The sequence below is a fragment of the Hamadaea sp. genome, assembly GCF_013362815.1.
Classification (GTDB): domain Bacteria; phylum Actinomycetota; class Actinomycetes; order Mycobacteriales; family Micromonosporaceae; genus Hamadaea.
The window spans coordinates 15,619-40,541 of the sequence record NZ_JABFVK010000016.1 but is presented as its reverse complement, the minus strand read 5'-3'; the positions used below and the strand labels follow the sequence as shown (position 1 = coordinate 40,541).

23 protein-coding genes are annotated in these 24,923 nt (G+C 69.1%); 12 read left to right on the top strand and 11 right to left on the bottom strand.

Going from position 1 to position 24,923, the window contains the following annotated elements; genetic code table 11:
- Positions 1–56: 56 nt before the first annotated feature.
- Positions 57–1,763 carry a sodium:proton antiporter gene (locus HOV77_RS10255; protein WP_290860709.1) on the top strand — a complete coding sequence of 569 codons (1,707 nt, stop codon included), beginning with the start codon at positions 57–59 and terminating at the stop codon, positions 1,761–1,763.
- Here the strand turns inward: HOV77_RS10255 and HOV77_RS10250 are convergent.
- Entirely contained in the window at positions 1,760–3,010 is a 1,251-nt protein-coding gene (locus HOV77_RS10250) for an erythromycin esterase family protein (protein WP_290860707.1), read from the bottom strand. The two genes, HOV77_RS10255 and HOV77_RS10250, sit on opposite strands and share 4 nt — an antisense overlap.
- A 57-nt stretch (positions 3,011–3,067) precedes the next feature.
- Between HOV77_RS10250 and HOV77_RS10245 the strand changes: the two genes are divergently transcribed.
- From HOV77_RS10245 to HOV77_RS10235, 3 genes are all read left to right on the top strand, one after another.
- Entirely contained in the window at positions 3,068–3,619 is a 552-nt protein-coding gene (locus HOV77_RS10245; protein WP_290860705.1) for a helix-turn-helix domain-containing protein, read from the top strand.
- A 95-nt stretch (positions 3,620–3,714) separates the two neighbouring features.
- On the top strand, positions 3,715–4,980 hold the full coding sequence (gene eno / locus HOV77_RS10240) for a phosphopyruvate hydratase (RefSeq protein WP_290860703.1): 1,266 nt from the start codon (positions 3,715–3,717) through the stop codon (positions 4,978–4,980).
- A 73-nt stretch (positions 4,981–5,053) separates the two neighbouring features.
- On the top strand, positions 5,054–6,175 hold the full coding sequence (locus HOV77_RS10235) for a PrsW family glutamic-type intramembrane protease (RefSeq protein WP_290860701.1): 1,122 nt from the start codon (positions 5,054–5,056) through the stop codon (positions 6,173–6,175).
- Here the strand turns inward: HOV77_RS10235 and HOV77_RS10230 are convergent.
- Together HOV77_RS10230 and HOV77_RS10225 are read right to left on the bottom strand one after the other, a co-directional pair.
- The gene (locus HOV77_RS10230; protein WP_290860699.1) at positions 6,147–6,821 is read right to left on the bottom strand and encodes a response regulator transcription factor; all 675 of its coding nucleotides are present in this window, start codon (positions 6,819–6,821) and stop codon (positions 6,147–6,149) included. The genes HOV77_RS10235 and HOV77_RS10230 overlap by 29 nt on opposite strands.
- A gap of 10 nt (positions 6,822–6,831) precedes the next feature.
- Positions 6,832–7,953 (bottom strand): sensor histidine kinase, encoded by a 1,122-nt coding sequence (locus HOV77_RS10225; protein ID WP_290860697.1) that lies wholly within the window; start codon positions 7,951–7,953, stop codon positions 6,832–6,834.
- Between the two features lie 186 nt (positions 7,954–8,139).
- Between HOV77_RS10225 and HOV77_RS10220 the strand changes: the two genes are divergently transcribed.
- A complete protein-coding gene (locus tag HOV77_RS10220; protein WP_290860695.1) occupies positions 8,140–8,457 on the top strand; it encodes a DUF6223 family protein in 318 nt (105 codons plus the stop codon).
- 21 nt (positions 8,458–8,478) lie between these two features.
- Here HOV77_RS10220 and HOV77_RS10215 read toward each other — a convergent pair whose 3' ends face one another.
- The 5 genes from HOV77_RS10215 to HOV77_RS10195 form a co-directional block, all read right to left on the bottom strand.
- Positions 8,479–10,995: a hypothetical protein gene (locus HOV77_RS10215; RefSeq protein WP_290860693.1), complete on the bottom strand. Its 2,517-nt coding sequence runs from the start codon at positions 10,993–10,995 to the stop codon at positions 8,479–8,481.
- Entirely contained in the window at positions 10,992–11,711 is a 720-nt protein-coding gene (locus tag HOV77_RS10210; protein WP_290860691.1) for a hypothetical protein, read from the bottom strand. Before HOV77_RS10210 ends, HOV77_RS10215 begins: the two co-directional genes overlap by 4 nt.
- A 200-nt stretch (positions 11,712–11,911) precedes the next feature.
- Positions 11,912–12,799 (bottom strand): alpha/beta hydrolase, encoded by an 888-nt coding sequence (locus HOV77_RS10205; protein ID WP_290860689.1) that lies wholly within the window; start codon positions 12,797–12,799, stop codon positions 11,912–11,914.
- 204 nt (positions 12,800–13,003) lie between these two features.
- A complete protein-coding gene (locus HOV77_RS10200) occupies positions 13,004–13,765 on the bottom strand; it encodes an SDR family NAD(P)-dependent oxidoreductase (RefSeq protein ID WP_290860687.1) in 762 nt (253 codons plus the stop codon).
- Positions 13,766–14,146: 381 nt separating this feature from the next.
- Complete coding sequence (locus tag HOV77_RS10195; RefSeq protein ID WP_290860685.1) at positions 14,147–15,040, bottom strand: alpha/beta hydrolase; 894 nt, start codon at positions 15,038–15,040, stop codon at positions 14,147–14,149.
- A 149-nt stretch (positions 15,041–15,189) separates the two neighbouring features.
- Between HOV77_RS10195 and HOV77_RS10190 the strand changes: the two genes are divergently transcribed.
- From HOV77_RS10190 to HOV77_RS10180, 3 genes are read left to right on the top strand one after another with little or no spacing between them, the layout of a single operon-like run.
- Positions 15,190–15,780: a TetR/AcrR family transcriptional regulator gene (locus HOV77_RS10190; protein WP_290860683.1), complete on the top strand. Its 591-nt coding sequence runs from the start codon at positions 15,190–15,192 to the stop codon at positions 15,778–15,780.
- Position 15,781: 1 nt separating this feature from the next.
- Complete coding sequence (locus tag HOV77_RS10185) at positions 15,782–16,447, top strand: lysophospholipid acyltransferase family protein (protein ID WP_290860681.1); 666 nt, start codon at positions 15,782–15,784, stop codon at positions 16,445–16,447.
- A gap of 51 nt (positions 16,448–16,498) precedes the next feature.
- Positions 16,499–17,563: a hypothetical protein gene (locus HOV77_RS10180; RefSeq protein ID WP_290860679.1), complete on the top strand. Its 1,065-nt coding sequence runs from the start codon at positions 16,499–16,501 to the stop codon at positions 17,561–17,563.
- 48 nt (positions 17,564–17,611) lie between these two features.
- Here the strand turns inward: HOV77_RS10180 and HOV77_RS10175 are convergent, their stop codons facing one another.
- Positions 17,612–18,244, bottom strand: a complete 633-nt coding sequence (locus HOV77_RS10175) for an SDR family oxidoreductase (protein ID WP_290860677.1) — start codon at positions 18,242–18,244, stop codon at positions 17,612–17,614.
- A gap of 119 nt (positions 18,245–18,363) precedes the next feature.
- Between HOV77_RS10175 and HOV77_RS10170 the strand changes: the two genes are divergently transcribed.
- Positions 18,364–18,993: a TetR/AcrR family transcriptional regulator gene (locus tag HOV77_RS10170; RefSeq protein ID WP_290860676.1), complete on the top strand. Its 630-nt coding sequence runs from the start codon at positions 18,364–18,366 to the stop codon at positions 18,991–18,993.
- On the opposite strand, the gene HOV77_RS10165 is transcribed toward HOV77_RS10170, so the two are convergent.
- Complete coding sequence (locus HOV77_RS10165; RefSeq protein ID WP_290860675.1) at positions 18,990–19,745, bottom strand: SDR family oxidoreductase; 756 nt, start codon at positions 19,743–19,745, stop codon at positions 18,990–18,992. The two genes, HOV77_RS10170 and HOV77_RS10165, sit on opposite strands and share 4 nt — an antisense overlap.
- Positions 19,746–19,864: 119 nt before the next feature.
- Positions 19,865–20,113 (bottom strand): SCO4226 family nickel-binding protein, encoded by a 249-nt coding sequence (locus HOV77_RS10160; protein ID WP_290860673.1) that lies wholly within the window; start codon positions 20,111–20,113, stop codon positions 19,865–19,867.
- 257 nt (positions 20,114–20,370) lie between these two features.
- Here HOV77_RS10160 and HOV77_RS10155 point away from each other — a divergent pair, with 257 nt between their 5' ends.
- Genes HOV77_RS10155 through HOV77_RS10145 form a run of 3 tightly spaced genes read left to right on the top strand, consistent with a single transcriptional unit; the run spans position 20,371 to position 24,916 of the window.
- Positions 20,371–21,282, top strand: a complete 912-nt coding sequence (locus HOV77_RS10155) for a glycosyltransferase (RefSeq protein ID WP_290860671.1) — start codon at positions 20,371–20,373, stop codon at positions 21,280–21,282.
- Positions 21,279–23,135, top strand: coding sequence for an ABC transporter ATP-binding protein (locus HOV77_RS10150; RefSeq protein ID WP_290860669.1), 1,857 nt, complete (start codon positions 21,279–21,281; stop codon positions 23,133–23,135). Before HOV77_RS10155 ends, HOV77_RS10150 begins: the two co-directional genes overlap by 4 nt.
- Positions 23,132–24,916, top strand: coding sequence for an ABC transporter ATP-binding protein (locus tag HOV77_RS10145; protein ID WP_290860667.1), 1,785 nt, complete (start codon positions 23,132–23,134; stop codon positions 24,914–24,916). Before HOV77_RS10150 ends, HOV77_RS10145 begins: the two co-directional genes overlap by 4 nt.
- Positions 24,917–24,923: the final 7 nt, after the last annotated feature.

Genomic DNA, 24,923 nt, shown 5'->3' with positions numbered 1-24,923 from the left:
GAGAGCCGTGTGTCGCGCCCGACCGCCGACCCGGATCAGCCGGACAATCAGGACCGATGGAACTCACCCTGGTCGCCGTCGCCGGGATCGTCAGCATCGTCGTCGTCGCGGCGTTCTCCCGGCAGATCGGCGTCGCCGCGCCGCTGAGCCAGGTCGTCGTGGGCACGGCGTTGGGCTTCCTGCCGGGTGTCCCGCACGTCGTGATCGAGCCGGAGCTCGTGCTCGCCGGGGTCCTGCCTCCGCTGTTGTACGCCGCCGCGGTGCGGATGCCCGCTCACGACTTCCGACGCGACTTCAAGTCGATCGCCGGGCTCGCCGTCGTTCTCGTCGTGCTGACGACGGTGGGCGCGGGTTTCCTCTTCAACGCGATGCTTCCGGGGCTCGGTCTCGCGTACGCCTTCGCGCTGGGCGCGATCATCAGCCCGACCGACGCGGTCGCGGCGACGTCGGTGGGCCGTCGGCTCGGGCTGCCCTCCCGGCTGCTGACGATCCTCGAAGGCGAGGGCCTGGTCAACGACGCGTCTTCGCTGGTCCTGCTCGGTTCGGCGATCTCGGCTACGACGGCGGCGGTCAGTTTCTGGGCGATCGGCCTCGATTTCCTGTACGCCGTAGCCGCGGCGACCGTCGTCGGCATACTGATCGGCCAGCTCAACGTACGCGTCCGCGCCGGCCTGAAGGACTCGGTCCTCAACACGGCGATCTCCTTCGTGCTGCCCTTCGTCGCATACATCCCGGCCGAGGCGATCCATGCCTCAGGCGTCCTGGCCGTGGTCGTGACCGGCGTCGTCACCGGTCACCAGAGTCCCCGCTATGTGCGGGCGGCCGATCGGGTCACCGAGGCGATCAACTGGAGCACCGTGTCGTTCCTCCTGGAGAGCGGCCTGTTCCTGCTCATGGGCCTGCAATTGAAGACGGTCCTGGACGGCGCGCACGCCTCGGGTCCGTCCGTCGCGACGACGATCGGGATCGGCCTGCTCGCCGCGCTGCTCGCGATCGCCGCGCGGATGCTCTACGTCGTTCCCCTGGTCGCCTCGCAGCGCCGGGACGCCAGCCGGGCCGAAGCGGCGCGACCACGGGTGGAGGCCGTGCAGGCCCGGCTCGACGAGATGATCCAGAACGACGAACTCTCCGAGGGACAGAAGCGGCGCTTCACCGTCCGGTTCACTCAGCGCAAGAGCGATCTGCGCTTCAAGGTCGCGGAGAGCTTCGGCTGGCGTGGTGGCGTGGTGCTCGCCTGGTCGGGTATGCGCGGCGCAGTCACCGTCGCCGCCGCGCAGACCCTTCCGTCCGGTACGCCTTACCGCCCCCAGTTGCAGCTCATCGCGTTCGTCGTGGCCATCACGACGTTGCTGCTCCAAGGCCTGACCCTGCCTTGGGTGATCCGCACGACGAAGGTGCCCGGCGACGATCCGGCGGCCGATCGGGCGGAGTTCGGCGACCTGCTGACTCGCCTGTCCTCGGCGGCCCTGGAGCACGTCGACGACCCCGATCTGCGTATGCCGGACGGGACGGCGTACTCGCCGGAGATCCTCGACCGGGCCCGCGAAGAACTCTCCGTACGCCAGACCCGCCCGGCTGCGGCGAATCTGGTCGGACTGCGGGAACAGTACGTCCAGCTGCGGACGGAGATCCTCCGCGCCGAACGGCAGGAGCTGCTGGAGGCCCGGACCCTCGGCGCGTACAGTTCCCGCGTCCTGAACCGGGCACAGGAGGCGATCGACACCGAGGAGGCCCGGGTCACCCGGTTCGTCGAGGAGAACTAATACCGAGCCCAGGCCGCGTACGCCGCCCGGACATCCTCAGGTGAGGCGGCCACTGCGTCGGCGTCGGGGATCGCAGCCGTCACCTTCGGCAGGTGCACGATCACGTCGTACGCCGTCAGCGGGTCCAGTTCTTCGTAGAAGGAGCCGAAGCGCTGCCGGGTCACGCCCCGGAGCACTGCATCCTCCTCAGTGGACATACGTCGCAGGTCGACCGCGTACGCGACGTCCGCGCGTGCGTCCAGGACGGCGTCTAGGCTGCCGGGCTCGGCCGGACCCTGCTCGACGAAGAGCTTTCCGGCGTAGAAGTCGGGCTCGGTGTTGAGCGTCTGCCCGACTCCAGTCGTCATCGCGATGACTCGATAGTCGTCGCCGAGGCGGTCGGCCAGCTGAAGCCCGAGCGATGTCGTCGGCGGCAAGCCCGGCATCACCATCGACGCGCGCTGCACGTGTCCATTGTGGGCAGCCAGTACGACGCGATCCTCCCGGCGCAGGATCCATTCGACCGTGTCGGCCTGCGCGGCTTCGCGTGCGTACATCACCGACTGCTGGTCGCCTCGGGCCAGACCGCGGGCGGCGACGTCGAGCGCCGCGGTGAGCCGCAGCGTGTGGAGCACTCGCTCGTACGCCTCGACGCCGGTCCGCTCGACGTAGACGAGCCGGCGGCCGACCACGCGGCCGGTCAGCTCGGCCAGGTTGGCCGTCATCGCGTCGCGGATCTCCTGAGGCAGGCTGAGCAGCGCTCCGACCGCTTGCATCATGGAGAACGGCGACGCGGCTCCGAAGGCGGCCGCGGTCTCCCGCAGCTTCGGATCGACTTCGTATCCGGGATCCGCCACCGCCAAGTACGCCGTTACAGCGTCCAGCCCCGGCACCAGCGACGCGTTCGATCCGCCGAGGTCGATTCCGTAGAAGCCGACCGGGCGCTGCGCCGTCGCATTGTGCGCCCGCATCCACTCCAGCTGGGCGCGCATCGGTTGCCACAGGCCCATCAAAGACGTCGTGCCCGTCGCGAGCACTTCACCGACTTCGCCGGGCCCTCCGCGTACCCAGTCGTCGACTCGCCAGCCCTCGGGGAAGCCCGACTCCATCGCGTACGCGGTGAAGCCGTGGTGTTCGACGAGATGGCGCAGCACTCGATGCCGCAGCTCGTAGGACTCGGCGTTGTAGTGCGCGCTCTCCCCGATGGCCACCACCCGGGCGGAGCCGATCACGTCGTCCAGCCAGCCCAGGTCGTCCAGAGACCGCATGAGACACCTACCTTTCGCAATTTTGCTAACGGTAGCAGATATGAGATCGTTGACGCTATGGACACCCTGGACCTGCTGCTCCACCCGGTGCGGCTGCGCCTCGTGTACGCGCTGTCGGGTGATCGCGTACGCACGACCGCTGAGCTCTGCGAGAGCGTGCCGGACGTGCCGAAGGCGTCGGTCTACCGGCACGTGGCGCACCTGATCGAAGGCGGCGTCGTCGAAGTGGCCGACGAACACCGCGTACGCGGCGCGGTCGAACGCTATTACCGCCTGCGCCGGGATCGGCCGAGGCTTAGCGCCGACAGCGGTAAGTCGATGACGCTGGACGACCACCGGCAGGGTTTCGCCGCCGGGATGGCAGCCGTCCATGCGGAGTTCAACGCCTACCTCGACCGCCCCGGAGCCGACCCGTACGCCGATCGCGTGGGCTATCGCCAGGGCATCTTCTGGCTCACCGACGAGGAGTTCAGCGCGCTCACGACGCAGCTGCAGACCGTCATCGCGCCGTTGGCCCAGCACGAACCGGGTCCAGGCCGTCACCCCCGGCTCATCAGCCTCGTGCAGTTCCCGACCGCAGAGCCGCCCGCCGAGCCGGCCGGCGAATGATCATAGGTTCCCCTCGGGAACTGACTCTTCGTGACCGACAACGCGGTCGACCACGTCTGCCATCCGGTTCGCGATCCGGTTTCTGGAGGAGACGCATGCCCACGATCAGCACCGTCCACGCCCGCGAGGTCCTCGACAGCCGCGGCAACCCCACCGTCGAGGTCGACGTCCGGCTCGACGACGAATCGTTCGGCCGGGCCGCGGTCCCTTCCGGAGCATCCACTGGTACGCGGGAAGCCGTCGAACTGCGCGACGGCGAAGCGGACCGCTTCCACGGCAAGGGCGTACGCCGGGCGGTCGAAGCGGTGAACGGCGAGATCCTCGCTGCCGTACGCGGAGTGGACGCGCTCGACCAGGCTGAGGTGGACCGGATCCTCATCGAACTCGACGGCACTCCGACGAAGGCCCGTCTCGGTGCGAACGCCACTCTCGGCGTATCCCTCGCAGTCGTCAAAGCCGCTGCGGCGAGCAGGCGGCAGCCGCTCTACCGGTATCTCGACGCCGACGCGACGCTGCTGCCGTTGCCGCTGATGAACATCGTCAACGGCGGAGCGCACGCCGACAACCCGCTCGACTTCCAGGAATTCATGATCGCCCCGATCGGCGCGGAGTCCTTCTTCGACGCCGTACGCATGGGGTCGGAGGTCTTCCACACTCTGCGCGGCGCGCTCAAGAAGGCCGGCCAGAACACCAACGTCGGCGACGAGGGCGGCTTCGCCCCCGATCTGCGTACGGCGGAAGAAGCGCTGACCTTCGTCACGCAGGCGATCGCCGACACCGGCTACAAACCCGGCGTCGACATCGCGATCGCCCTCGACCCGGCCGCCTCCGAGTTCTACCGCGACGGCGTATACGCGTACGCCGGGGAGAATCGCGTACGCACGGTGGAGGAGCACGTCGCGTACCTGGTTGAACTGGCCGGGGCGTACCCGATCGTGTCCATCGAGGACGGTGTCGCGCAGGATGACTTCGCGGGCTGGACCGAGCTGACCCGTACCCTCGGCGACCACTGCCAGCTGATCGGCGACGACGTCTTCTGCACCAACCCCGCGCTGCTACGCCAGGGCATCGCCGACGGCATCGCCAACGCCGTCCTCGTGAAGGTGAACCAGATCGGCACGCTGACCGAGACGGTGTCGGCCGTACGCATCGCCCAGGAGGCGGGCTACGGCGTCGTGATGTCGCACCGCTCGGGCGAGACCGAGGACACCACCATCGCCGATCTGGCCGTCGGCCTGTCCTGTGGGCAGATCAAGACCGGATCGCTGTCGCGCAGCGACCGGACGAGCAAGTTCAACCAGCTGATCCGGATCGAGGAGGAGCTGGGCGACGCCGCCCGCTACCCGACCTCCCGTCGTTGATCAGCGCGTCGGGCGTACGCCAATTCCGGCATTTCGCCACCCGAATCGGCCTGCCTGACGCGATGATCAACGCATGGCGTACCTCGTCGACGCGTTCGGCCTCCTGCTGCTGGCGGTAGGACTGCTGGTGGCGTACCGGATCGCACCCGATCGGCCGGGAACGCCGCCCGCCGGATGGTTCCCCGACCCGGCGTACGCGAAGGCTCGATCGCGCAGGTGGGACGAGCGCGCCTGGACCGCGCAGACGCAACCGGGTGACGTCGCCGCCGATCGGGGACGCTGGTTCCGCGGCCGATTCTGGGGACGATGGGCCTGGATCGCGCTCGCCGCCCTGGTCGTGCTCGGGCTCGGCGTGGTCGCGTACCGGGCGTCGGAGTCGACCGGCGTCATCGCGGTCGTCAGCTTCCTCGCGATGACCGGCGTGTGCTGGGCGTTCTACCGCTTCGTCGCCCGCCAGCTCGCGCTCGACGACGTCATCGGCCTCGGCCAGGTCGCCGCCGTGGCGGCGGCGGTCGGCGGCGCGACGCTCGTGCTCGCCGCCAACATCAACAGCTGGCTCATCGACGCCGCCGGCACCGGCCTCGCCACGAAGACCGTCGGCTTCGTGGAAGAGGGCACCAAGCTGCTCGTCCCGCTCGCGCTCTTCGCGCTCGGCAAATACCGCGATCCGCGAGCGGGCATAGCCATCGGCCTCGCCGCCGGGTTCGGCTTCGCCATCGCGGAGACCACGCAGTACGCCTTCGCGACGGCGAACGCGTCCGGTCCGGACTTCTGTGGCGACGACACCGCGACGCCCACCGTGAACTCCGTCGTCGCCGCCCAGATCACGCGCATCTTCACCGTCTCACCGCTGCACTGGTTCTGGACCGGCATCGCGGCGGCAATCGCCTGGCGGCTTTGGCACTTGTACGCCGACCAGAAGGGCATCGGCCGCAAGGGACTCTGGGGCGGCATCGCAGCGATCGCCATGGTGATGGTCATCCATTCGCTGAACGACACGTCCGCCACCCTCGGCTGTGGAAAGCCGAGCGTGACGCTGCTGCTTCAGCTGGGACGCTGGATTCTCTTCATCGCGATGTACCTGCTGTTCCGGGCGATGGCGCGCAAGTCGACTCCCCCGCAACTGGTCGGACGCGTCAGCCGGGGCTGGACCCCACACCGTCTCCCTACTCGAAACCGACCGTACGCGGAGTGACCAAGCCCGTCTCGTACGCGATGATCACGAGCTGTGCGCGGTCGCGGGCGTGCAGTTTCGTCATCGCCCGGTTGACGTGAGTCTTCGCGGTCACCGGACTGATCACCATGCGATCGGCGATCTCGTCGTTCGACAGTCCCTTCGCGACGAAGAGGACTGCCTCGCGTTCCCGGTTGGTCAGCCATTTCAACGTCGCGTCAGCCTCTCGACGGGGTGGCTCGGTGACGTATCGGTCGATGAGGCGGCGCGTGATCGACGGGGCCAGCAGCGCGTCACCTCGGGCCGCGACCCGGATCGAGTGCAGGAAGTCCTCGGGTTCGATGTCCTTGACGAGGAAGCCCGCCGCACCGGCTCGCAACGCGTCGAAGACGTACTCGTCGCGGCCGTAGTTCGTCAGGATGACCACGTGCACTCCGGCCAGCTCCGGGTCGGCCGCGATCCGCCGGGTCACCTCGATGCCGTCCATGCCGGGCATCTGCACGTCGACCAGCGCTATGTCGGGACGGCAGTCCCGCACCAACGCCAGCGCCTCCGCGCCGTCCGCCGCTTCGGCCACCACGACGATGTCGTCTTCGGCCTCCAGCAACGCCCGGAAGCCACTGCGGATCAGCGGCTGATCGTCGGCGAGGAGGACGCGTACCGTCATGCCGGCTCCCTCACGTGGCATGGTCGACGGGCAATTCGGCCTCGACGGTGAACCCGCCTTCGCCGCGAGGTTCCGCTCGTAACCGCCCACCGAGCGCGCTGACCCGTTCGCGCATCCCGAGCAGGCCCACGCCCGGAGTCGGCGGCGCGGACGGCATCGCCTTGCCGTCGTCGTCGACCTGGATCGCGAGGGCGCCCGGCCGGTAGCCGATGCGTACCGAGGCGGTGGCGGCTCCGGCGTGCCGGGCGACGTTCGTCAGCGACTCCTGCACGATCCGGTACGCCGTGCGGTCCACCGCGACGGGCAGGCTCCGGGGCTGTCCTTCGACGGTCAGCGTCGCGGCCAAGCCCGTCGTCCGAGCGCGTTCCACCAGCTCGGGCACCTGATCAAGACCGTGGGCCGTCACCTTGCCGTCGTCTCGCAACGCCTCCAGTGTCGCCCGTAGTTCCCGGGCCGCCTCCCGGCCGGCCTGTTCGATCGCGACCAGGGCGTCGGGCACCGGCTCGCCCCGCTTCCGAGCGAGGTGGACTGCGACGGTGGCCTGCACGGTGACGACCGAGATCTGATGTGTGAGCGAATCGTGCAGTTCACGCGCTATGTGCAGCCGTTCGGAGTTCGCCCGGCGCAGTGCGGCTTCCTCCCGCGTACGCTCGGCTTCGTCCGCGCGGGCCTCCGCCTGACGCAGCGCCTCCCCGGCGGCTCCGGCCGCGATCAGCCAGGCGATCTCTAGCGCACCCCGCGATTGGGCCAACGCGTCGCTCACGCGCAGATCGGGCGCGGTCAGCAGGACGGCGATCGGCAGGGTCACCAGCATCAGGACGGCCGCCACGATCGTGACGAGCCGGTGGCCGGCCCGGACGGCGGCGTACACGGCGAAGAGGAACGCGATCGCCGCGACGTCGACCCCGAGAGCTTGATACCCGAGGGCACAGAGCCCGGTCACCACGAGCACGGCGATCGGCTGACGACGGCGTACGGCGAGAGCCAGGCCGCTCACCGCCAGCAGAACATTGCCGAGTACACCGGCCGGATGCTCAATCGACCTGGCCGCGATCAGCAACGTCACCGCGACTCCGACCGCGATCGCCCAGTCGGTGACACCGGCTGGAATGCGAGAGCGTCGGGTACCCATGGCGGAACTGTAGCCGGGAGCCACGGCTGCGGAACCCTCCATGGGACGGACCTTCGGCCTGCTGCGTACGCAGTAGCCCGACGACGGCATACCGCGTACGCAGCAGTCGGCTGACGCCGATGCCGCAGTGCCAACAGTCTGCGTACGCCGGACGACGTGACCCTCCGACGACGGGATGCTCAGGTCATGAACACACATATGACGACCGCCGTCGCGGCGTACACGTTGACGACTGGACGACTCTTCGGCACGGCAGCCGCGCTCCTGGCGCTGGCAGGCGCGGTGCTGGGCGTTCTCGCCTTGCGTCGACCGGCCCGGCGCCGCGCGACGACAGCCCTGGCCACGGGAATTCTGGGGCTGATCGTCGGCGGGTTCGTGGTCGGGCTGGCCAAGGGCGGGCCCGGCACGGGATATGGCGTGGTCGGCGGCTGGGCCGCGCTCGCGATCGGCCTGATCGCGACGGTGACCGGCGGGCTGGCCTTGGCCCGCGCCCGGAACGCATGACGGACACGCGTGCCGGCCGGGCTACTTGTCCCACACGATGAGCTGGATGTTCTCCACCGGGAGCCCGGTACGCTCGGCCAGCACGTGCCCGATCGTCTGCAGGTTGTCCTCGGACAGTGCCTGACCACGCAGGTCGAGCACCACTGTCTGCTGTGTACGCCCGGGGATGTTCGCCGGTCCCGGCAGATTGTTGCGTGCCTTGACCTGCGCAGCGAGCCGGTCGATCAGCTTGTTCGCGCTGTCTTCGGACTTGATGTGGACCGTCTCCCAGTTCTTGACCTCCCCTCGGACGTTGGGCCCGGAGAAGTCGGGTTTGGTGACCTTCCAGGTTCCATCCGCCGCCTGGTACATCTCGGCGCTCTCACCCTTGCCGCCGATCTGCTGGTAGATGTGCGCGACCTCCTGCTCCGACTGACTCCAGTCGCGTACGCGGCCACGTTCGTTGAGGGCCTTGAGCGCCTGCTCCGCTTGATGGCGCAGGTCGGCATCGGTCTCCTTGGCCAGCCGGCCCTCCCAGTACTCGCTGAGCAGTTCGACCTCATCCGCGCCGAAGCGGGCGATCGTCGGGCCTCGCACGAACTCACCGGCGACCTTCGGAGCCTGCTTGGCGAACGTGGCGGCGATGGCCTCGGCACTCGCGGCCAACCCCTTCGCAGCGATCGGGCCGAGGTCGACGGCGATCATCATGACGTCGATCGGGTCCGCCTTGGGCGCCATGAGCGGCGACTCACGGTTCCCGGCGTTGGTCAGCCGGCCGTTGCGATCGAACGAGAACATCGTGTCGCCGCGTCGCATCCGATAGCCCAACAGCTCCTTGGTCTGCGGATCGCGTACCGGCATGATCGCGGCGGGATCTACCGTCAGCCGATAGGTCGGCTCGTCCGCGGTGACGTGCGCCGATGGATCTCCGACCACTTCGAACCGCGTACGGTGCAGGTCCGCAGGCGCGTGATTGAGCCAGGTGATCCGACTTACGTCCACATCGGAGTGTACGCGGACCGGCACCTCGAACGGGTGGCCCTGAGCCAGCTGACCCTCGAAACCGGTCTTGGGCGGGTCGGGCCGCAACAGGTCCGACAGGCTCGGCATGTTCGGGTCGGCCGGGTGCGGCATCGGCGGCAGCAGGCTCGGGTCGATCCCGGGCTGGTCCGGCGCGGGCTGCGTCGGTTGTGTCGGACTCCCGGGCTGCGGCGGCTGCTCGGGCTGCGGCGGGTTCGCCGGCTGCGGCGGCTGCTCTGGCTGCGGCGGGTTCGCCGGATGCGGCGGCTGCTCTGGCTGCGGCGGCTGATTCGGCTGGGCCGGCGGCTGCTCGGGCTGCGGCGTCAGTTTGGGTTCAGCCGGTTTCTCGGGCTGATGGTCGTCCGGCTTCGGCTCGGCGGCTCCGTGGTGTTGACCACCGTGGTGACTGTCGTGATGATCGGCCGGTGGCCCGGCCGGCTGATGATCTGGTGGCGCGGGTGGACCCGACGGCATGTTCGGGATGACCGTCACATCCTTGCTGCTGTGGACGTCCATCGCCACCGGGAACGGAGCCGACACCATGACGTCGGCCGCCTTCCCCTGATCGTGGGAATGCTCGACGGTGATGGTGACGTCGTGAGCGGCTGCCGCCGGGATCACGACCGTGGCGGCCTCGCCACCCATGGTGATCGAGATCGTCATGACCTGTCCCGTCGGGTCCAGCGACGACGTGATGTACGCCGTGTAGTGGTTCGGGCCGTCGTTGATCTCGACGATCCTGGTCGTCGGGGAGCCGTCGCGCTGCGGCTGGAAGTCCGAAGCTTGATAGCTCACGGACGTGATCGTCTCCTCGGCGTGATGTTCCGGAATGCCGAAGTTCAGGATCGGCGAAGCCTGCCCACCACCGGCCGCAGCCGTCGGCGCGAACGCGTCCCGAGCGTCCCCTGACTCGATGTCTAACCCGGGTGGCTCCGGCGGAGCGTAGTCCGCGAACCCGGGTGGCTCGGGAGGTGTGTAAGGCTCGAAGCCCGGCGGTTCGGGCGGGATGTAGTCCGCGAACCCCGGCGGTTCGGGCGGGATGTACTCCGCGAACCCTGGCGGCTCGGGCGGGACGTAGTCCGCGAACCCCGGCGGCTCGGGCGGGATATACGGCTCGAAGCCCGGCGGCTCCGGTGGTGCGTACGGGTCGCCGAGTCCGGCCAGCCCATTGTCGACCGGTGGCGGGTCCGGGAAGTACGCCGGCGGATCGGGCGCGTACGCAGGCGGATCCGGGAAGTAACCGGGCGGATCAGGCGCGTACGCAGGCGGATCGGGGAAGTATGCGGGTGGGTCGAGCGGCGCGTAGCCGATGTTGGGATCAGGCATGTATTGCGGCGTCATCGTGTTCGGATCGAACGCCGGGTTGTAGCCGGGATCGTGGAACCCCGGGTCGAAGAAACCGGGATCGTGATGGCCCGGGTCGGGCGGCATCGGCGGCGGCACCATGCCCGGATCCGGTGACGGCGGGGGCGGCGGATCCGGATGATGCGGCTCCGGCGGTGGCATGGGTGGCGGCATCCCGCCGAACGGGTCGGTCATCGCGAGCCCTGGATCTCGATGATGTTCGCGACGATGAAGATCGCGACGCACACGAAGAGGATCAGGAACAACGTCAGGCCGACACCACGCAGGAACGGGTGCGGGCGTCCACGCGCCTTCACCGTCGCACCCGTCGTCAGATTCTTCAGCCGCATCGGGCGGCTCGACGAGGGGATCTCGACCACGTCGCCGTTGGCGATCTGACCCCGGAACGACCGGGCTCGCATCTCGACCGGCACCGGAGGCAGCGGACCGCCCTGGGCGTCCCGGCGCTCCAGGCGGAAGTTCCAGACCTGGAAGTACGTCCGACCGGCCATCTCCTGGCGCTGCTGGAGCCCGGTCACGACCCCGCTGCGCCCGTTGCCCACCGAGCGGGCGTTCGGCGCGGCGGCCGGTCGGGCCGTGGGTGCCGCCGCGGGCTGGGCGTACGCGTAAGCCGGGCCCGCCTGCGGTCGGGATGGCGGTGCGGCAGCGGCCGGCCGGGGCTGCGCCGCAGGCGGCGGCATCGACGGCTTGCGCCGCCCGCCGTTGGCCCGGTACTCGGCAGCCGCAGCCCGGCCGGCGGCGATCACTCCGGCTTGATCGGCTCGCCGGGCGATGGCCTCCATGGCTCCGTCTGCAGCCGCCTCGACCTCGCCGTCCGGACCGGTGATGATCTGCTCGAAGTACTTCCGCCACTTGGCGCGCTGCGCCGCCATGGATTGCGGATCGGTCATATGAGCCATGATGATTCCGCCTCGACAACCTAGGCAACCAGGTAATATAGATACCCGACAACATCCGAGAGTCGACAGCTGTCGACTTTCAGTCGGCGTGGTACCCACTCCCATGGTCATCCCGGCGGTATCCCGAACGCACGGGACTGTGTCCCTAGGAAGCCGGGAAATCCGCAGTCCAACCGGTCCGGTGGCCACCGTCAGGCGGTAGGTGCTCCGGGTGTGCCGGTGTGCCTGCGAATTGCCGGCACGACGATGTCCCAAGTGGCCGGCGGCGGATACTGATGCCCACCACCGGCGAGGACAAGCAGCCGCGCACCGGGAATCTCGGCGGCCAGCGCCTCGCCGTGGGCGAGAGGAAACATCGGATCGGCGCTGCCGTGGACGACCATTGTCGGCACGGTCACCGTCCCGAGGTCACCCGGCACGTCCTCGTCGTCCGCAGCGATCACGATCCAGTGGTTCTTCACGCTGGACTCGACGTCGATGGACCGGTCGAACGCCCGTTCGGCGACCCGGCGGGTGAACTCGGCGTCGAACGACTCCGGTCCGGCGTACGCCTCTTCCAGCGCGAGGAAGTACCGCACCACGGATTCGCGGTCGGACCATTCCGGATCGGCGACCTCGAACCGGCTGAGCCGCTCGGCCATGGGCGGCAACGGGGCGCTCGGATCACGCCGGGCGATCGGGCTGGTGGAGATCAGCGTCAGCGAGGCGACCCGCTCGGGATGACGCAGCACCAGATCCTGGGCGAGCCCGGCACCCATCGACACACCGACCACGTGCGCCCGACCCGCCGCCAGGCGATCGATCAACGCGGTCGCGTCTTCCAGCAGATCTCGCGAGGAGTAGTCCGGCTTGCCGGGCGGACAAGCCGCCGACCGGCCGGTGTCCCGGTGGTCGTAGCGGATGACGTGCCGTCCGCCCAGGCCGTCGGGCGTTTCCGCGAGACGGCGGCAGAACTCCGCGTCCCACCAATCCATCGACCCCGACGCGCCGCCGATCAGCAGGATCGACGGGTACGCCGAGTCGCCGAACTCCTCGGCGCACAACTGCACGTCCCCGACCGCCACCATCGTCTCCGCCATTGCGATCTCCCCTCGTCATGATCACGTTCCCTGGGTCTGCGCCCGGACGCCTGATTTCAAGATCGAGTTCCAGTGGTATGCGCTCAGCGGCCGATCAGCGCATACGACGGGAACTTGACCAAGAACCCGGCCGCGGATCGGCATACCAGGGGCACTGGATCTTGACGTCCCTTTCACCGTCTGGACCCTGACCGCCGGAACGCGTCAGACGAGGGTCGCTCCGCCCGCGATGTCGAGCACCACCCCGCTGATCCAGCCGGACTCCTCGGAGGAGAGGAACAATGCAGCCCGCGCGACGTCATCGACCGTGCCGAGACGGCGGATCGGGTGCATGTCGATCAGCATCTGCCGCTGCTCGCCCTGAATCCACTTCTCGTTGGTCTCGGTGAGAATCGTCTCCGGCGCGATGCAGTTCGCCCGTACGCCGGCCGGTCCGACCTGGGCGGCCAGATCCTGCGTGAAGATCTGCACGCCCGCCTTCGCCGCCCCGTACGCCACCAGCGTGCGCGCGCTCGCCCGGCGTCCGGCGGCGGACGAGAGCGTGAGGACGACGCCCGATCCTCGGCTCTTCATGTCGGGGAGGAAGCATTTGACGGTCAGGAATGTAGAGGTCAAGTTGCGTTCGACGTCGGCTCGCCAGTCTTCCTCGTCGATCTCTTCGATCGGCATCGGCCGGCTCTTGCTGCTCCCCGCGCTCGTCACGAGCACGTCGACCGGGCCGAACTCGGCGTTGATCCGTTCGCGCATCGCAGCCAAGTCGGCCGACCGAGTGACGTCACCGGTCACCGCCAGCACCTCGGCTCCCGCCTGCTCGACGCGCTTTCGCGAACTCTCCAGCGCGGCCTGGTCGCGCCCATGCACCACGACTCGCGCGCCCACCCCGGCGAACGCGACCGCCATGGCCGCCCCGATGCCCCGGGAGCTGCCCGTGATCAGGACGACGCGGCCGCGAAGGTCCTCATACATGTCACCACCTCCGCCCTCGGTTCTACCGGATGCGGACCGTACGCGCGCCCCGATACGGGCCCGGTGCGCGCGTTATCCGGCATAACGCTGCTTATCTCGCGCGAATAGCCGCGATGTCCCGGGATAACGCACCGCCCCACGACGACCACGTGGCAACTGCACCACCCCGTGCTGCCCGCCGCCCCTATCTGCATCCGCGGCCGCCCGCGGGCCCATCGCGTTATCCGGCATAACGCGGCCTTCCGCGCAGAAATAGCCGCGATATCCCGGGATAACGCGAAGCGCCGAACGCCCACCCGCCCCCCAAGCGCCAAGCGAACGCGAAGCGCCGAACGCCCGCCCACCCCCCAAGCGCCAACCAAACGCGAAACTCCCGAGCCGTCACCCGGGAGGCCGAGGCGTCCCCGCAGAGTCAGCGGAGCGCGCACCGGACCGAGGCGCCGGAATAGGCGGGGAGGTAACGGCGTACGCGCGAAGCACCTCAGCAGTAGCGGAAGCGTTGTCCAGCCAGGGAAGATGCCCGGTGGAGCCGGCGAAGATCGCGGGCCCGCCGATGACGTCGGCGATGGTGCCGAGTGTGTCGAGCCGAGCCAGCGGATCGCGTTCGCCCAGAAGCAGGCAGACCGGTTGCGCCAACCGGCCGAGGTCGGTCGCGCCGAAGCCGCCACTGGCTGCGACCGCCCGCGCCAGGGTCCGGAACGCAGTCGTATACCCGGGCTGAGCCTGCACGGCGTGGGCGAGTTCAGCCCAGCCGCCGGGCACGGTCGGGTGGCCGAGCCGGGGCCAAAGATGGCCCTGCCAGCCGACCCGACGGAGTTTCGAGACCGAAGTGCCAGCCGTGCACGCTGGCGCGCCGAGCAGTGCGACGGTGCGTACGCGCTCGGCCCGGTCGGCGGCGGTCCACAGGGCCCACAGCCCGCCGACCCCGTTCCCGGCAAGCGTGACAGTGTCGAGGCCCAACACCGACAGCAGGCCGTGGACGTAAGCGACGGCGAATTCGCGCAGGTCGGATACGGTGCGATAGTCCATGGGCCCGGCCTGCCCGAAGCCGGGCAGATCGACAGCGATCACCCGGTGACCGTCGAGCTCGGCCATGAGCGGCAGCCACGTCGAGGCCGCCATTCCCAGGTCAGGCAGCAAGACGATGGCAGGCCCGGAACCGCACTCCAGCACCCGAGCCCGCAGACTCACATCGGGAATCTCGACGGCGTACGCGACGGGGCTCACACCGCAGGCGACGGCGATCCGTCCCTCCGCGTCTGCCAGTGTGTCCATGCGTCCAAGGTATGCCCCGAGCACCCCTGACGGGGCGCGGGATCACCCCTAGAAGGCACCTAATGTGTCACCGTCCACGAACGAGGGACGCCACCATCGAGCCGACCCCCGAGTAGACACTGTCTACCGACTCGTGGTAGACAGTGTCTATGCATGACAACCTGCCGGATCGCCTCGTCCAGGCCGGCGTCGACCTGCTGCGTCAGGAAGGCGTGGCAGCGCTGTCGTTGCGGGAGATCGCCCGGCGGGCCGGCGTCTCCCATGGCGCCCCGCGCCGCTACTTCCCGACCCATCAGCGGCTGCTGGGCGCCATCGCCCGGGAGGGCTACCGGGAGATGGATCGCCGGATCAGCGTGGTCGCGTCGGCCGGTGGAGATCCGGCGGAGCAGCTCTTCCAGATCGGCCGGGCTTACGTGGCCTTCGCCGAGTCCGACCGCGGCATGTTCGAGCTGATGTTCCGGCACGATCTGCTGCGGGGCAACGAGATCGGACTGCGGCAGGACAGCCTGGCCCTCTTCGACGTCCTCGTACGCCTCACCGAGCGAGCGGGCGCGAAACCGGCCCGCCAACGAGCGGCGGCGCTCTGGGCCAACCTCCAGGGCATCGCCCAGCTGCATCTTTGGGACAGCTTGGAGCTGGCAGCGGGCTCCGACGACGTCGACAGCCTCCTGCGAATCGCGATCCACGCCCACGTCGGCGTGACGGATTCAGCGAAGAACCTGAGCGAGCTGGGAGCCTGACGTGCTGCTGCAATCCGCCGTACGCCCGCTGGCCACCGCCCTGCTGAGAGCGGCGTTCTGGCCGATCGTCGAGGGCCGCGAGAACGTGCCGCGCCGCGGCCCCGTGATCTTCGCCGTGAACCACATCTCTGCACTGGACAGTTTCCTGATCTCCCCGTTGTCACCGCGCCGGGTCGCGTTCCTCGCGAAAAGCGAGTACTACGAGCGCAAGGGCTTGGGCGGCAAGATCCTGCGTACCGTCATGCACGGCATCGACGCGATCCCGGTCAGCCGCACGCAGTCCCGAGCCGCGCTGGGCTCGCTCGACGCGGCCCGCGCACTGCTCGCCAAGGGCGGCGCGTTCGGCATCCATCCCGAGGGCAGCCGGTCCCGCGACGGCCGCCTCTACCGCGGGCGTACGGGAGTGGCCTGGCTCGCGCTGGAATCCGGGTCGCCTGTGGTCCCCGTCGCCGTCCTCGGCACCGATCGCATCCTGCCCGTCGGCGCGAAGCTGCCCCGCTTCGGCCGGGTCACCGTCCGATTCGGACACCCGTTGTACTTCGACGGTTCCGAGGGCAAGACCCCGAACCAGGCTCGCCGCGTCGTCACCGACGACATCATGGACACGATCGCGAAGCTGTCCCAGCAGGAGCGGGCGTCGACCTACGCCGATCTGCCGACAGACTGAATCGCGACATTAACATTGACGGACATCTGTTCGTTATATAGATGTGCTTTCATGAAGCGCACACTGTCACGGCTGGCAGCCACCCTGCTCGCCACGCTCGCACTCGTCACCGTCAGCACCGCGCCCAGCCAGGCCGCGGTCCCCGATCGCAAGGGCTGGGTGCTCTATAACGCCCCCGGCGCGAGCACCGTCGCGTTCGGCACCTGGCCGGCCGCCACGACCGTCACGCCCCTCGCGCCCGCGGGCCGCTACCAGGTCCGCTTCCCCGGCCAGGCCGCGCCCGGCGGCGTCGTCCACGTCACGGCGATCAACGCGTCGCCGCATTGGTGCCAGGTCGAGGCCTGGGGCATCTCGGTGGCCGATGAAATCGTCATCCTGCGCTGCTACAAACTCGGCGGGATCCTCGATCCCACCAGCTTCAGCGCGTTCTTCACCAGCTCCTCGGGGCTCGGGGCCTTCGGACCATACGGGTACGCCTACAGCAGTGCAGCGGGCGCGGTACTCAATCAGTACAACTCGTCCGGGGCAGCCAACACCGTGACTCCGGGACCCGTCGGGCAATACCTCGTCAAGTTCTCCGGCCTGGTCACGGGCGGTCCGCTCGACGGCAGCCTGCAGGCGACGGCGGTCAACTCGGGAACCGGGGCCCGCTGCAAGATCGCCAAGTGGTCGTCGACCGCGGCCGGTCAGGACGTGCTCGTCTACTGCTTCAACTCTGCCGGCGCGTTCATGAACACCGCGTTCACCGTGACCTACCAGTACAAGGTGTCGCTCTACGGCTCGTCATATCCGCCGAAGTACTTCGGTTACATCCTGAACGGACCGCCGATCGGCCCGCCGACGACCAACTTCAACTCGGTCGGCGGCCTGGGTGTGAACACGATCGCACCGGCCGGAGCCGGCCTGTCCCTGGTGACCTTCCCCCGCATCGGGTTCCCGCAGAACACCGTGCAGGTGACGGCGTACGGGCCGAGCCCGGACTTCTGCGGGCTGAACACGTTCTGGGCGAACTTCGGGGCCGGACCGGACACCGTCGTCCGCGACGTCATCTGCTTCACCTCGGCCGGTGCGCCGTCCAGCAACGGCTTCCTCGTGAGCGCCAGCTCGATCCTCTGACCGGGTTCGTGCGCGCACGGCAGCCTGGGCCGTGCGCGCACCCCCCGCTTAGCGGGCGAGCGCGATCGAGTGCCCGAACGTGGTGGGATCCCGGAGCACCCGGAGCATCTCGACGGCGACCTCGGCCCGTGGGGTGAACATGCCCAACGGCAGATTGCGATCCAGGCGGCGGCGTACGCGGCCGGTGGCGGGCTGGTCGGTCAGCCGGGACGGCCGCAGAATCGTCCAGTCCAGCCCGCTCGCCCGCACGATCTCTTCGGCACGCTGCAGATCGGCCCAGCCCTCGCGCAGCACCCGGCGCAGGATCGGCTTGACGGCGTACCTGGTCAGCGGATCGTCGCCACTGTCCACATAGGGCCCCGAGGCCGAAACCACCAGCAGTCGGCGTACGCCCGTCTCCCGCATCGCCCAGCGCAGGGCAGCCGCGGTGTCGCTGCACACCGTGGTGGGCCCGTCCGGACGGGGGCCGACGGCCGAGAGAACGGCGTCGCGCCCCTTGACCGCAGGTGCGATCGCCTCGCCGTCGAAGACGTCGGCCACCACGACGTCCAGGCGATCGGCCCGAATCGGCAGCCGGCTCGGCTGCCGGACGATCGCGGTCACGTCGTGCCCTTCGGCCAGCGCCCGTTTCACGAGCTCCTGGCCGATCCGCCCGGTCGCCCCGAGAACGGTGATCTTCATGGTTCTTCCCCCAAGCCCCTGGTTAGTGAGTGCTTACTAACCACTATGATGGTTAGTGAACACTCACCTGTCAACCCGCAAGGTTTGACGCACCGTCAACCGAGAACTGGAGGCGCTTCGTGGCCCAGACCCGGGACGTGATCCTCGACGCGGCGCTCACCGTGATCCGCGAGCGAGGCCTCGGCAAGGCCACCACCAAGGCGATCGCCCAGGAGGCCGGGTTCTCGGAGGCGGCGCTCTACAAGCACTTCGCGGACAAGGAGGAGATCTTCCTCGGCGTCCTGCAGGAACGCTCGCCAGGCTTTCCGCCGTTGCAGGCCGCGCTGGCGGTGGCACCCGGCGCGGGAACCGTCGAGGGCAACTTGGTGGCGATCGCGACCGCCGCAATGGCGTTCTACCACGAGAACTTCCCGCTCCTGGGCTCGATCTTCGCTGAGCGGCGAGTCTTCGAGACGCACCGGACGCGGCTGACTCAGAAGGGCGCCGGTCCCCACAAGGTCAATCAGGCCGTCGCGGGTTACCTCCAGCGCGAGCAGCAGGCCGGCCGCGTACGCGCCGACGCCGACGCCGCCGCGCTGGCCGACCTGCTGATGGGCTGCTGCTTCCAGCACGCGTTCCTCCGCCACTACCAAGGTGGTGCGATCGAGCGCACCGGGGAACGCTTGCGTGAGCCGCCAGGAGTGCAGTCAGCCTCCGAACGAGCCGCGGAACGGTATGTGCGCGCGCTCCTGCCGGCATTGACGCTCTAAGCCGCGGTCGCCGCGAACTGCTCCCAGGTACGCGTACCGAGATCGGCTCCGGTGACGGTCAGGTTCGCCCCGTCCCGATACGCCTTCCCCGCCGCGCCGGGCACCCGGATCGGCAGCAGCAGACGCCGCTTGCCGGTCGCCCGGAGATAGCCCGTGATCAGGTCGCGCATCTCGTAGACCTGCGGCCCGGCCAGGTCGGGCACGAGTCCGGCCGGCTCGCCGAGGGCCAGTTCCACGAGGCGGACCGCGACGTCGTGGGTGTCCACGGGCTGGAAGCGCATACCACCCGGCACCGGCACGACCGGCGACTTCGTCATCCCCTGGAGCGTCTTGAGGACCAGGTCGTGGAACTGCGCGGCGCGCAACGTCGTCCACGGCACGCCCGAGTCCTCGATCGCCTGCTCGGCCGCCTCCTTCATCCGCAGCCAGCCCAGCGGAACGCGGCCGACGCCGATCACCGAGATGTAGACGAGATGGCGTACGCCGAACTTGCGGGCGGCCGCGGCCAGCGTACGCGTGGCGACATCGTCGCCCTTCTGCCCGCCCGCCAGGTGGACGACGATCTCCGCCCCGTCGACCGCCGCTTCCACTCCTTCGCCGGTGAGCAGGTCGGCGACGGCATACTCCACACCCTCGTCCCCCGTACGCGCCTGCCGGCTGAGCACGCGCACCTTCGCGCCCGTCTCGCGCAGCAACGGCACCACCTGGCGGCCCAGCGTCCCCGTGCCCCCGGTGACCAGAATCGTCGTCATGATCGGCTCCTGTCTCATTCTCATCGCGTCGTTCATCCTTCTGACGAGCCGCGGAACGAGAATGTGACCGGCCCCCGGAATTCTTTTCCGGGAGCCGGTCCGCCGATCAGTGTGCGAGTTCAGACTTCGATCGGGATTTCGTAGACCTCGGAGGTGGGGTGCCCGGCCTTCTCGTGCACCCGCATCACCGCCGCCTTGTCCGGGCCGGTCGACAGGCAGAACGCCTTGCCGGAGACCGGATCCAGCCAGGCCTTCTCGAAGTGGACCATCTCGTCGGCCTCGATCGCGAGGTCGGCCTCGTGTGCCTTGCGCAGGTCGTCCGCGGTGGCGTTGACGAACCCGGTATGCACGTCCATGAACGTGGGCATCCGTCTCCCCCTTCGTGATTGTGGCGGCGGCTGCCGTCGGTTACCGCGTACGCCTTCAGCATGCGCTCGGCCGAGGGGTCTGAACTCGCCTTTCCACACAATCAACCCGGCGGTTCGGCAGATTGCGGTCGCCGGATGTCGAAAACACCCACCGCTGCTTCGACTCAGCTATAGCGGGGCCGCGCCGGGCTCCGCGCTCGTTGCCGCCGCCGATCCTCCCCCACGGGGGCGGCACCGCCCGAGAAGCAGGAGTCGCCATGCTGAGATGCAGCGTCGTCATTCCGACCTACAACCGCGACCGTCTGCTGCGCTTCACGTTGCAGGCGCTGGCCCGGCAGACCCTCCCGGCCGCCGAGTTCGAGGTGCTGGTCTGCGACGACGGGTCGACCGACGAGACGCGTACGGTCGTCGACGAGTTCGCCGGCAGGCTGCCCATCCGGTACTTCCACCAGGAGAAGCGGGAAGGCTTCGGAGCCTCGTCCGCCCGGAACCTCGGCATCCGGGCGGCTCGCGGGGAAACCTGCGTCCTGCTGGACTGCGGCGTACTCCCGCATTCGGGCCTGCTGCAGGCGCATGTGGACAGTCATGCGAGTGCGACCGGGCCGTTGGCGCTGATCGGCTACGTCTACTGCCTCATGATCAACCCTGATCCCGAGGGCGCGGCCGAGATGAACGCGACGCTCGACTTCGACGACGTCGACCGCTCGATCGGCCTGCTGCGGGCGAACGGGCGCTGGCCGGACATCCGCGACCAGTACTACGCGAAGTACGGCGAAGACTTCGGGCGGCAGCCCGCACCCTGGGCGATCTACTGGACCTGCAACGTCTCGGCTCCGACGGCGCTGTTGCGAGAAATCGGGATGTTCGACGAGTCCCTGCGCACTTGGGGCGGCGAGGATCTGGACGTCGGTTACCGCCTGTATCGGGCGGGTGCGTACTTCGCGGTGAATCGGGCTGCCGCCGCCCTGCACGTTCCGCACGAACGGGAGTCCAAGCAGGGCGAAGGTTCCAACTACGAGTACCTGGCCGCCAAGTACGGCACGCCGATCACCGCGCTACTGCGCGAGTTCGAAAGCCTGGACGTCCACCCGTTCAACATCAACGACGTCATCCGCGAGCGTGGGCTGCCGAGCTGCGACGAGTTCGAGGGGCGGGTCGCGGCGCGATGAACTGGTTCCGGCAGCGAGTCGCCGAACGCTGGAAGATCGTCCGTCTCGCCGGACGGGCCGGGCCGGGGCTGGTCACCGGCCTCCTGCTGATCAACGTGCTGCTCGGCATACTGCCGGTGGCGTTCGTCGTCGCGACCGGTGTCGTCATCGGCCGGGTGCCCGCGGCCGTCGAAGCCGGGTTGCCGTCCGCCGAGTGGACCGGCTTGCTTCGGGTGTTCCTCTTGGGCGCAGTCGCTTTCGTTCTGCAGCAACTACTCGCCCCCGTCGTCACGTTGCTCCGGGAGCTGACCGCGCGCCGGGTCGACGGACTGCTCCTCGAGGATCTGATGGAGGCATCGCTACGCAGTCCCGGCATCGGCATACTCGAAGATCAGTCCACTCTCGACGATCTCCGCAACGCCGCCCGGCAGCTGGAGTTCGGCTTCCAGAGCCCGGGCCAGGCGGTGCCCGGTCTGTTCGCCCTCGTCGCCCGGTACACGGCGCTGACCGGGTTCGCGGCCGTAGTCGGGACGGTGTTCTCCTGGCTCGCCGCCGTCGCATTGGTGGCCGCGGTGCTGGTCTTCCGCTACTGCCAACGCGGTGGGCTGCGCAAATACGTCAAGGTGCGGTTCGACACCGTCGGCGCGCACCGCAAACTCGATTACGTCCGCGGGCTCGCCGTAGACAGCGACGCGGGCAAGGAAATCCGGGTCTTCGGACTACTCCTGTGGCTGCGGCAACAGCTGCGAGAGGCGTACGAGTTGCTGTTGCGAGACGTGCGCACCGCGCGGCGGCGCGTCTACCTGTGGCCGTTCATCTGGGCCTCGCTGTGGGGTCTGGCGGTGACCGTCGCGGTTTTCGCGGCCTTCGGGACGACGGCGGTGGCCGGTCTCTCGCTCACCGAGTTCGTCCTGGTCGTGCAGTCGATCCTCGGTGCGCTGCGGCTGTCGGAGTATTACGCGGAGGCCGACTCGCAGACCTGCGTGGGCATGTACGGCTACGAGGCGCTCCGCCGGTTCACCGACCGGATCGACGAGCCGGGACCGGCGGCCTCGGGAGCCGCCCCCGCGCCTGTCGCCGAGATCCGCTTCGAGAACGTCACGTTCCGCTATCCGGGCCAAGCCTCCCCGGTTCTGGACGGGCTGTCGCTCACCATCCCCATTGGACAGTGCACGGCGCTCGTCGGGCTCAACGGAGCCGGCAAGACGACCGTCGTCAAGCTGCTCACCCGGCTGTACGAGCCGACTAGCGGTGCGATCCTCGCCGACGGAATCGACATCCGCGCGTATCACCCGGAGGAGTGGCGGGCCCGGCTCGGCGTCATCTTCCAGGACTTCGCCCGGTTCGAGGCGTCGGTCGCGGACAACATCGCGTTCGGGGCGGTCGCCGCCAAGCACGATCGGGCCGGCGTACGCCAGGCGGCCGACGCCATCGGGCTGAGCCCGCTGATCGACTCGCTCCCGAAAGGACTCGACACTCCGCTGGCCCGGCACCTGTCGGGCGGGGTGGACCTGTCCGGCGGGCAGTGGCAACGCATCGCGCTGGCGCGGGCGCTGTTCGCCCTGCGTCACGGGACGGCCGTCGTGATCCTCGACGAACCCACCGCCAGCCTCGACGTACGCGCCGAGGCGCAGTTCTTCGACGAGTTCGCCGCCCTGACCCGGGGTGCGACCACGCTGCTCATCTCGCATCGTTTCTCCACCGTCCGGCGAGCCGATCAGATCGTCGTGCTCGAAGCCGGTTCCGTGCTGGAACGAGGCGCGCACGACGAATTGATGGCTCACGACGGCCGGTACGCCGAGCTGTTCTCCTTGCAGGCGGACCGCTTCGTCGACGGCCCCGAAGCCCTGACCGAAACCGAGGTGACCGCATGATCGAGGCGTTGGCGGCTTCCTGGCGCATCCTGGTGACCGCCTGGCGGTTGGACCGCCGGCGTGCCGCCGCCGCGGTCGCGCTGATGCTCGGCGGAGCGGCGGCCGCGCCGCTGATGGCGTACGCCCTCGGCCGGATGACCGACGCCTTGGCCGACCGCGACGGCACTGCGGCCGCAGTCGCGGGTGGCATCGCAGGCGCGCTGGCGATCGCGATGCTTACCTTCTCGCACTTCGCCCACATCGCCTACTTCGAGCTGGCGGAGATGGCCGAGGAAGACTTCGACGCCCAGCTCATGGAGGTGTCCAACGGCACGCCGGGCATCGAGCACCACGAGCAGCCCGAGCAGGCCGACGCGATCACCATCCTGCGCCAGGAGGGCCGCCAGTTCGAGAACGCCATGGACGCCCTGATGAACGGGGTCGGACTGGTGGTCGCCATGGCCATCACGGCGGTGCTGCTCGCCCGGGTCGATCCGTTGCTGCTCCTGCTTCCGGTCGCGGCGTTGCCGCCCCTGATCGCCGGACGCCGGGCTGAACGGTTCCGGGACCGGGCGCGTACGCGCACCGCCGAGCCGACCCGGGTGGCGTTGAACCTGGTCCATCTGTCCACTTCGGTCACCGTCGCCGGGGAGCTGCGCGTCTTCCGGCTCGGCCGGGAGCTCCTGGATCGGCATCGCCGGAACTGGGCGGCGGCCACGAAAGGGCTGGCACGCGGGCATTTCCTCGCCACGATGGTGCATACGGCCGGGCAACTGGTGTTCGCGCTCTCCTACGTCGCCGCCGTCCTCCTCGTGGTCCGTCAGGCGATCGCGGGCCACGGCGCGATCGGCGACGTCGTCCTGGTGATCGTCCTCGCCGTGCAGGTCAATCAGCAGGTGACGCTGGCCGTCAGCCTCATGGAGACGCTGCAACGGATGGGCAGCGCGTACCAGCGGCTCCGGACGCTACGTGAGCAGGTCACGCCGCCCGCGCTCACCGGGCCGCGGCACGATCCGCCGCCGCGGTTCGGCCGCGGCATCACCCTGCGCGACGTGTCGTTCCGATATCCCGGCGCGAAACGGGCGGCGCTCCGGGACGTCACACTGACCCTCCCGGCCGGTTCCCGGGTGGCGATCGTCGGCGAGAACGGCGCGGGCAAGACGACGCTGGTCAAGCTGCTGTGCGGGTTCTATCCCCTGTCGTCCGGGCAGATCCTGGTCGACGACGTCGATCTCGCCGGAGTTCCGGTCCAGACGTGGCGGCAACGCATCTCCGTCGGCTTCCAGGACTTCGCACGGTACGAGTTCGACGCGCGGCATACCGTCGGCGTCGGCGACCTGCCGAACCTCGCCTCCGACGAGCACGTCCTGGACGCGCTGGACCGGGCGCAGGCGATTCCGGTGATCGACCACCTGCCCGACGGCCTCGGTTCGCAACTCGGCCGCAGCTGGACCGACGGCGCCGAACTGTCCGGAGGTCAGTGGCAACGGCTGGCGCTGGGCCGGGCGATGATGCGCCGGCAACCGTTGCTGCTGGTGCTCGACGAGCCGGCGTCGGCGCTGGACCCGGCGGCCGAGCACGCCCTGTTCGAGCGGTACGCCGATCAGGCCGGCCGGGTCGCGCGGGAGTCGGGGGCGATCACGGTGTTCGTGTCGCACCGCTTCTCCACCGTACGCATGGCCGACCTGATCGTCGTCCTGAACGACGGCGTGATCGCCGAGGTCGGCGACCACGCCACGCTCATGGCGAACCGGGGTCTCTACGCCGAGCTGTTCGACCTCCAGGCGAGGGCGTACAGCTGAGCGAGCC

Coding starts and splice junctions, on each gene's coding strand:
- HOV77_RS10215 (WP_290860693.1), bottom strand. CDS start 10,995: ATGACCGACCCGTTCGGCGGGATGCCGCCACCCATGCCACCGCCGGAG.
- eno (WP_290860703.1), top strand. CDS start 3,715: ATGCCCACGATCAGCACCGTCCACGCCCGCGAGGTCCTCGACAGCCGC.
- HOV77_RS10175 (WP_290860677.1), bottom strand. CDS start 18,244: ATGAAGATCACCGTTCTCGGGGCGACCGGGCGGATCGGCCAGGAGCTC.
- HOV77_RS10200 (WP_290860687.1), bottom strand. CDS start 13,765: ATGTATGAGGACCTTCGCGGCCGCGTCGTCCTGATCACGGGCAGCTCC.
- HOV77_RS10245 (WP_290860705.1), top strand. CDS start 3,068: ATGGACACCCTGGACCTGCTGCTCCACCCGGTGCGGCTGCGCCTCGTG.
- HOV77_RS10205 (WP_290860689.1), bottom strand. CDS start 12,799: ATGGCGGAGACGATGGTGGCGGTCGGGGACGTGCAGTTGTGCGCCGAG.
- HOV77_RS10230 (WP_290860699.1), bottom strand. CDS start 6,821: ATGACGGTACGCGTCCTCCTCGCCGACGATCAGCCGCTGATCCGCAGT.
- HOV77_RS10190 (WP_290860683.1), top strand. CDS start 15,190: ATGCATGACAACCTGCCGGATCGCCTCGTCCAGGCCGGCGTCGACCTG.
- HOV77_RS10160 (WP_290860673.1), bottom strand. CDS start 20,113: ATGCCCACGTTCATGGACGTGCATACCGGGTTCGTCAACGCCACCGCG.
- HOV77_RS10155 (WP_290860671.1), top strand. CDS start 20,371: ATGCTGAGATGCAGCGTCGTCATTCCGACCTACAACCGCGACCGTCTG.
- HOV77_RS10180 (WP_290860679.1), top strand. CDS start 16,499: ATGAAGCGCACACTGTCACGGCTGGCAGCCACCCTGCTCGCCACGCTC.
- HOV77_RS10225 (WP_290860697.1), bottom strand. CDS start 7,953: ATGGGTACCCGACGCTCTCGCATTCCAGCCGGTGTCACCGACTGGGCG.
- HOV77_RS10165 (WP_290860675.1), bottom strand. CDS start 19,745: ATGACGACGATTCTGGTCACCGGGGGCACGGGGACGCTGGGCCGCCAG.
- HOV77_RS10210 (WP_290860691.1), bottom strand. CDS start 11,711: ATGACCGATCCGCAATCCATGGCGGCGCAGCGCGCCAAGTGGCGGAAG.
- HOV77_RS10150 (WP_290860669.1), top strand. CDS start 21,279: ATGAACTGGTTCCGGCAGCGAGTCGCCGAACGCTGGAAGATCGTCCGT.
- HOV77_RS10220 (WP_290860695.1), top strand. CDS start 8,140: ATGAACACACATATGACGACCGCCGTCGCGGCGTACACGTTGACGACT.
- HOV77_RS10250 (WP_290860707.1), bottom strand. CDS start 3,010: ATGCGGTCTCTGGACGACCTGGGCTGGCTGGACGACGTGATCGGCTCC.
- HOV77_RS10255 (WP_290860709.1), top strand. CDS start 57: ATGGAACTCACCCTGGTCGCCGTCGCCGGGATCGTCAGCATCGTCGTC.
- HOV77_RS10195 (WP_290860685.1), bottom strand. CDS start 15,040: ATGGACACACTGGCAGACGCGGAGGGACGGATCGCCGTCGCCTGCGGT.
- HOV77_RS10145 (WP_290860667.1), top strand. CDS start 23,132: ATGATCGAGGCGTTGGCGGCTTCCTGGCGCATCCTGGTGACCGCCTGG.
- HOV77_RS10235 (WP_290860701.1), top strand. CDS start 5,054: ATGGCGTACCTCGTCGACGCGTTCGGCCTCCTGCTGCTGGCGGTAGGA.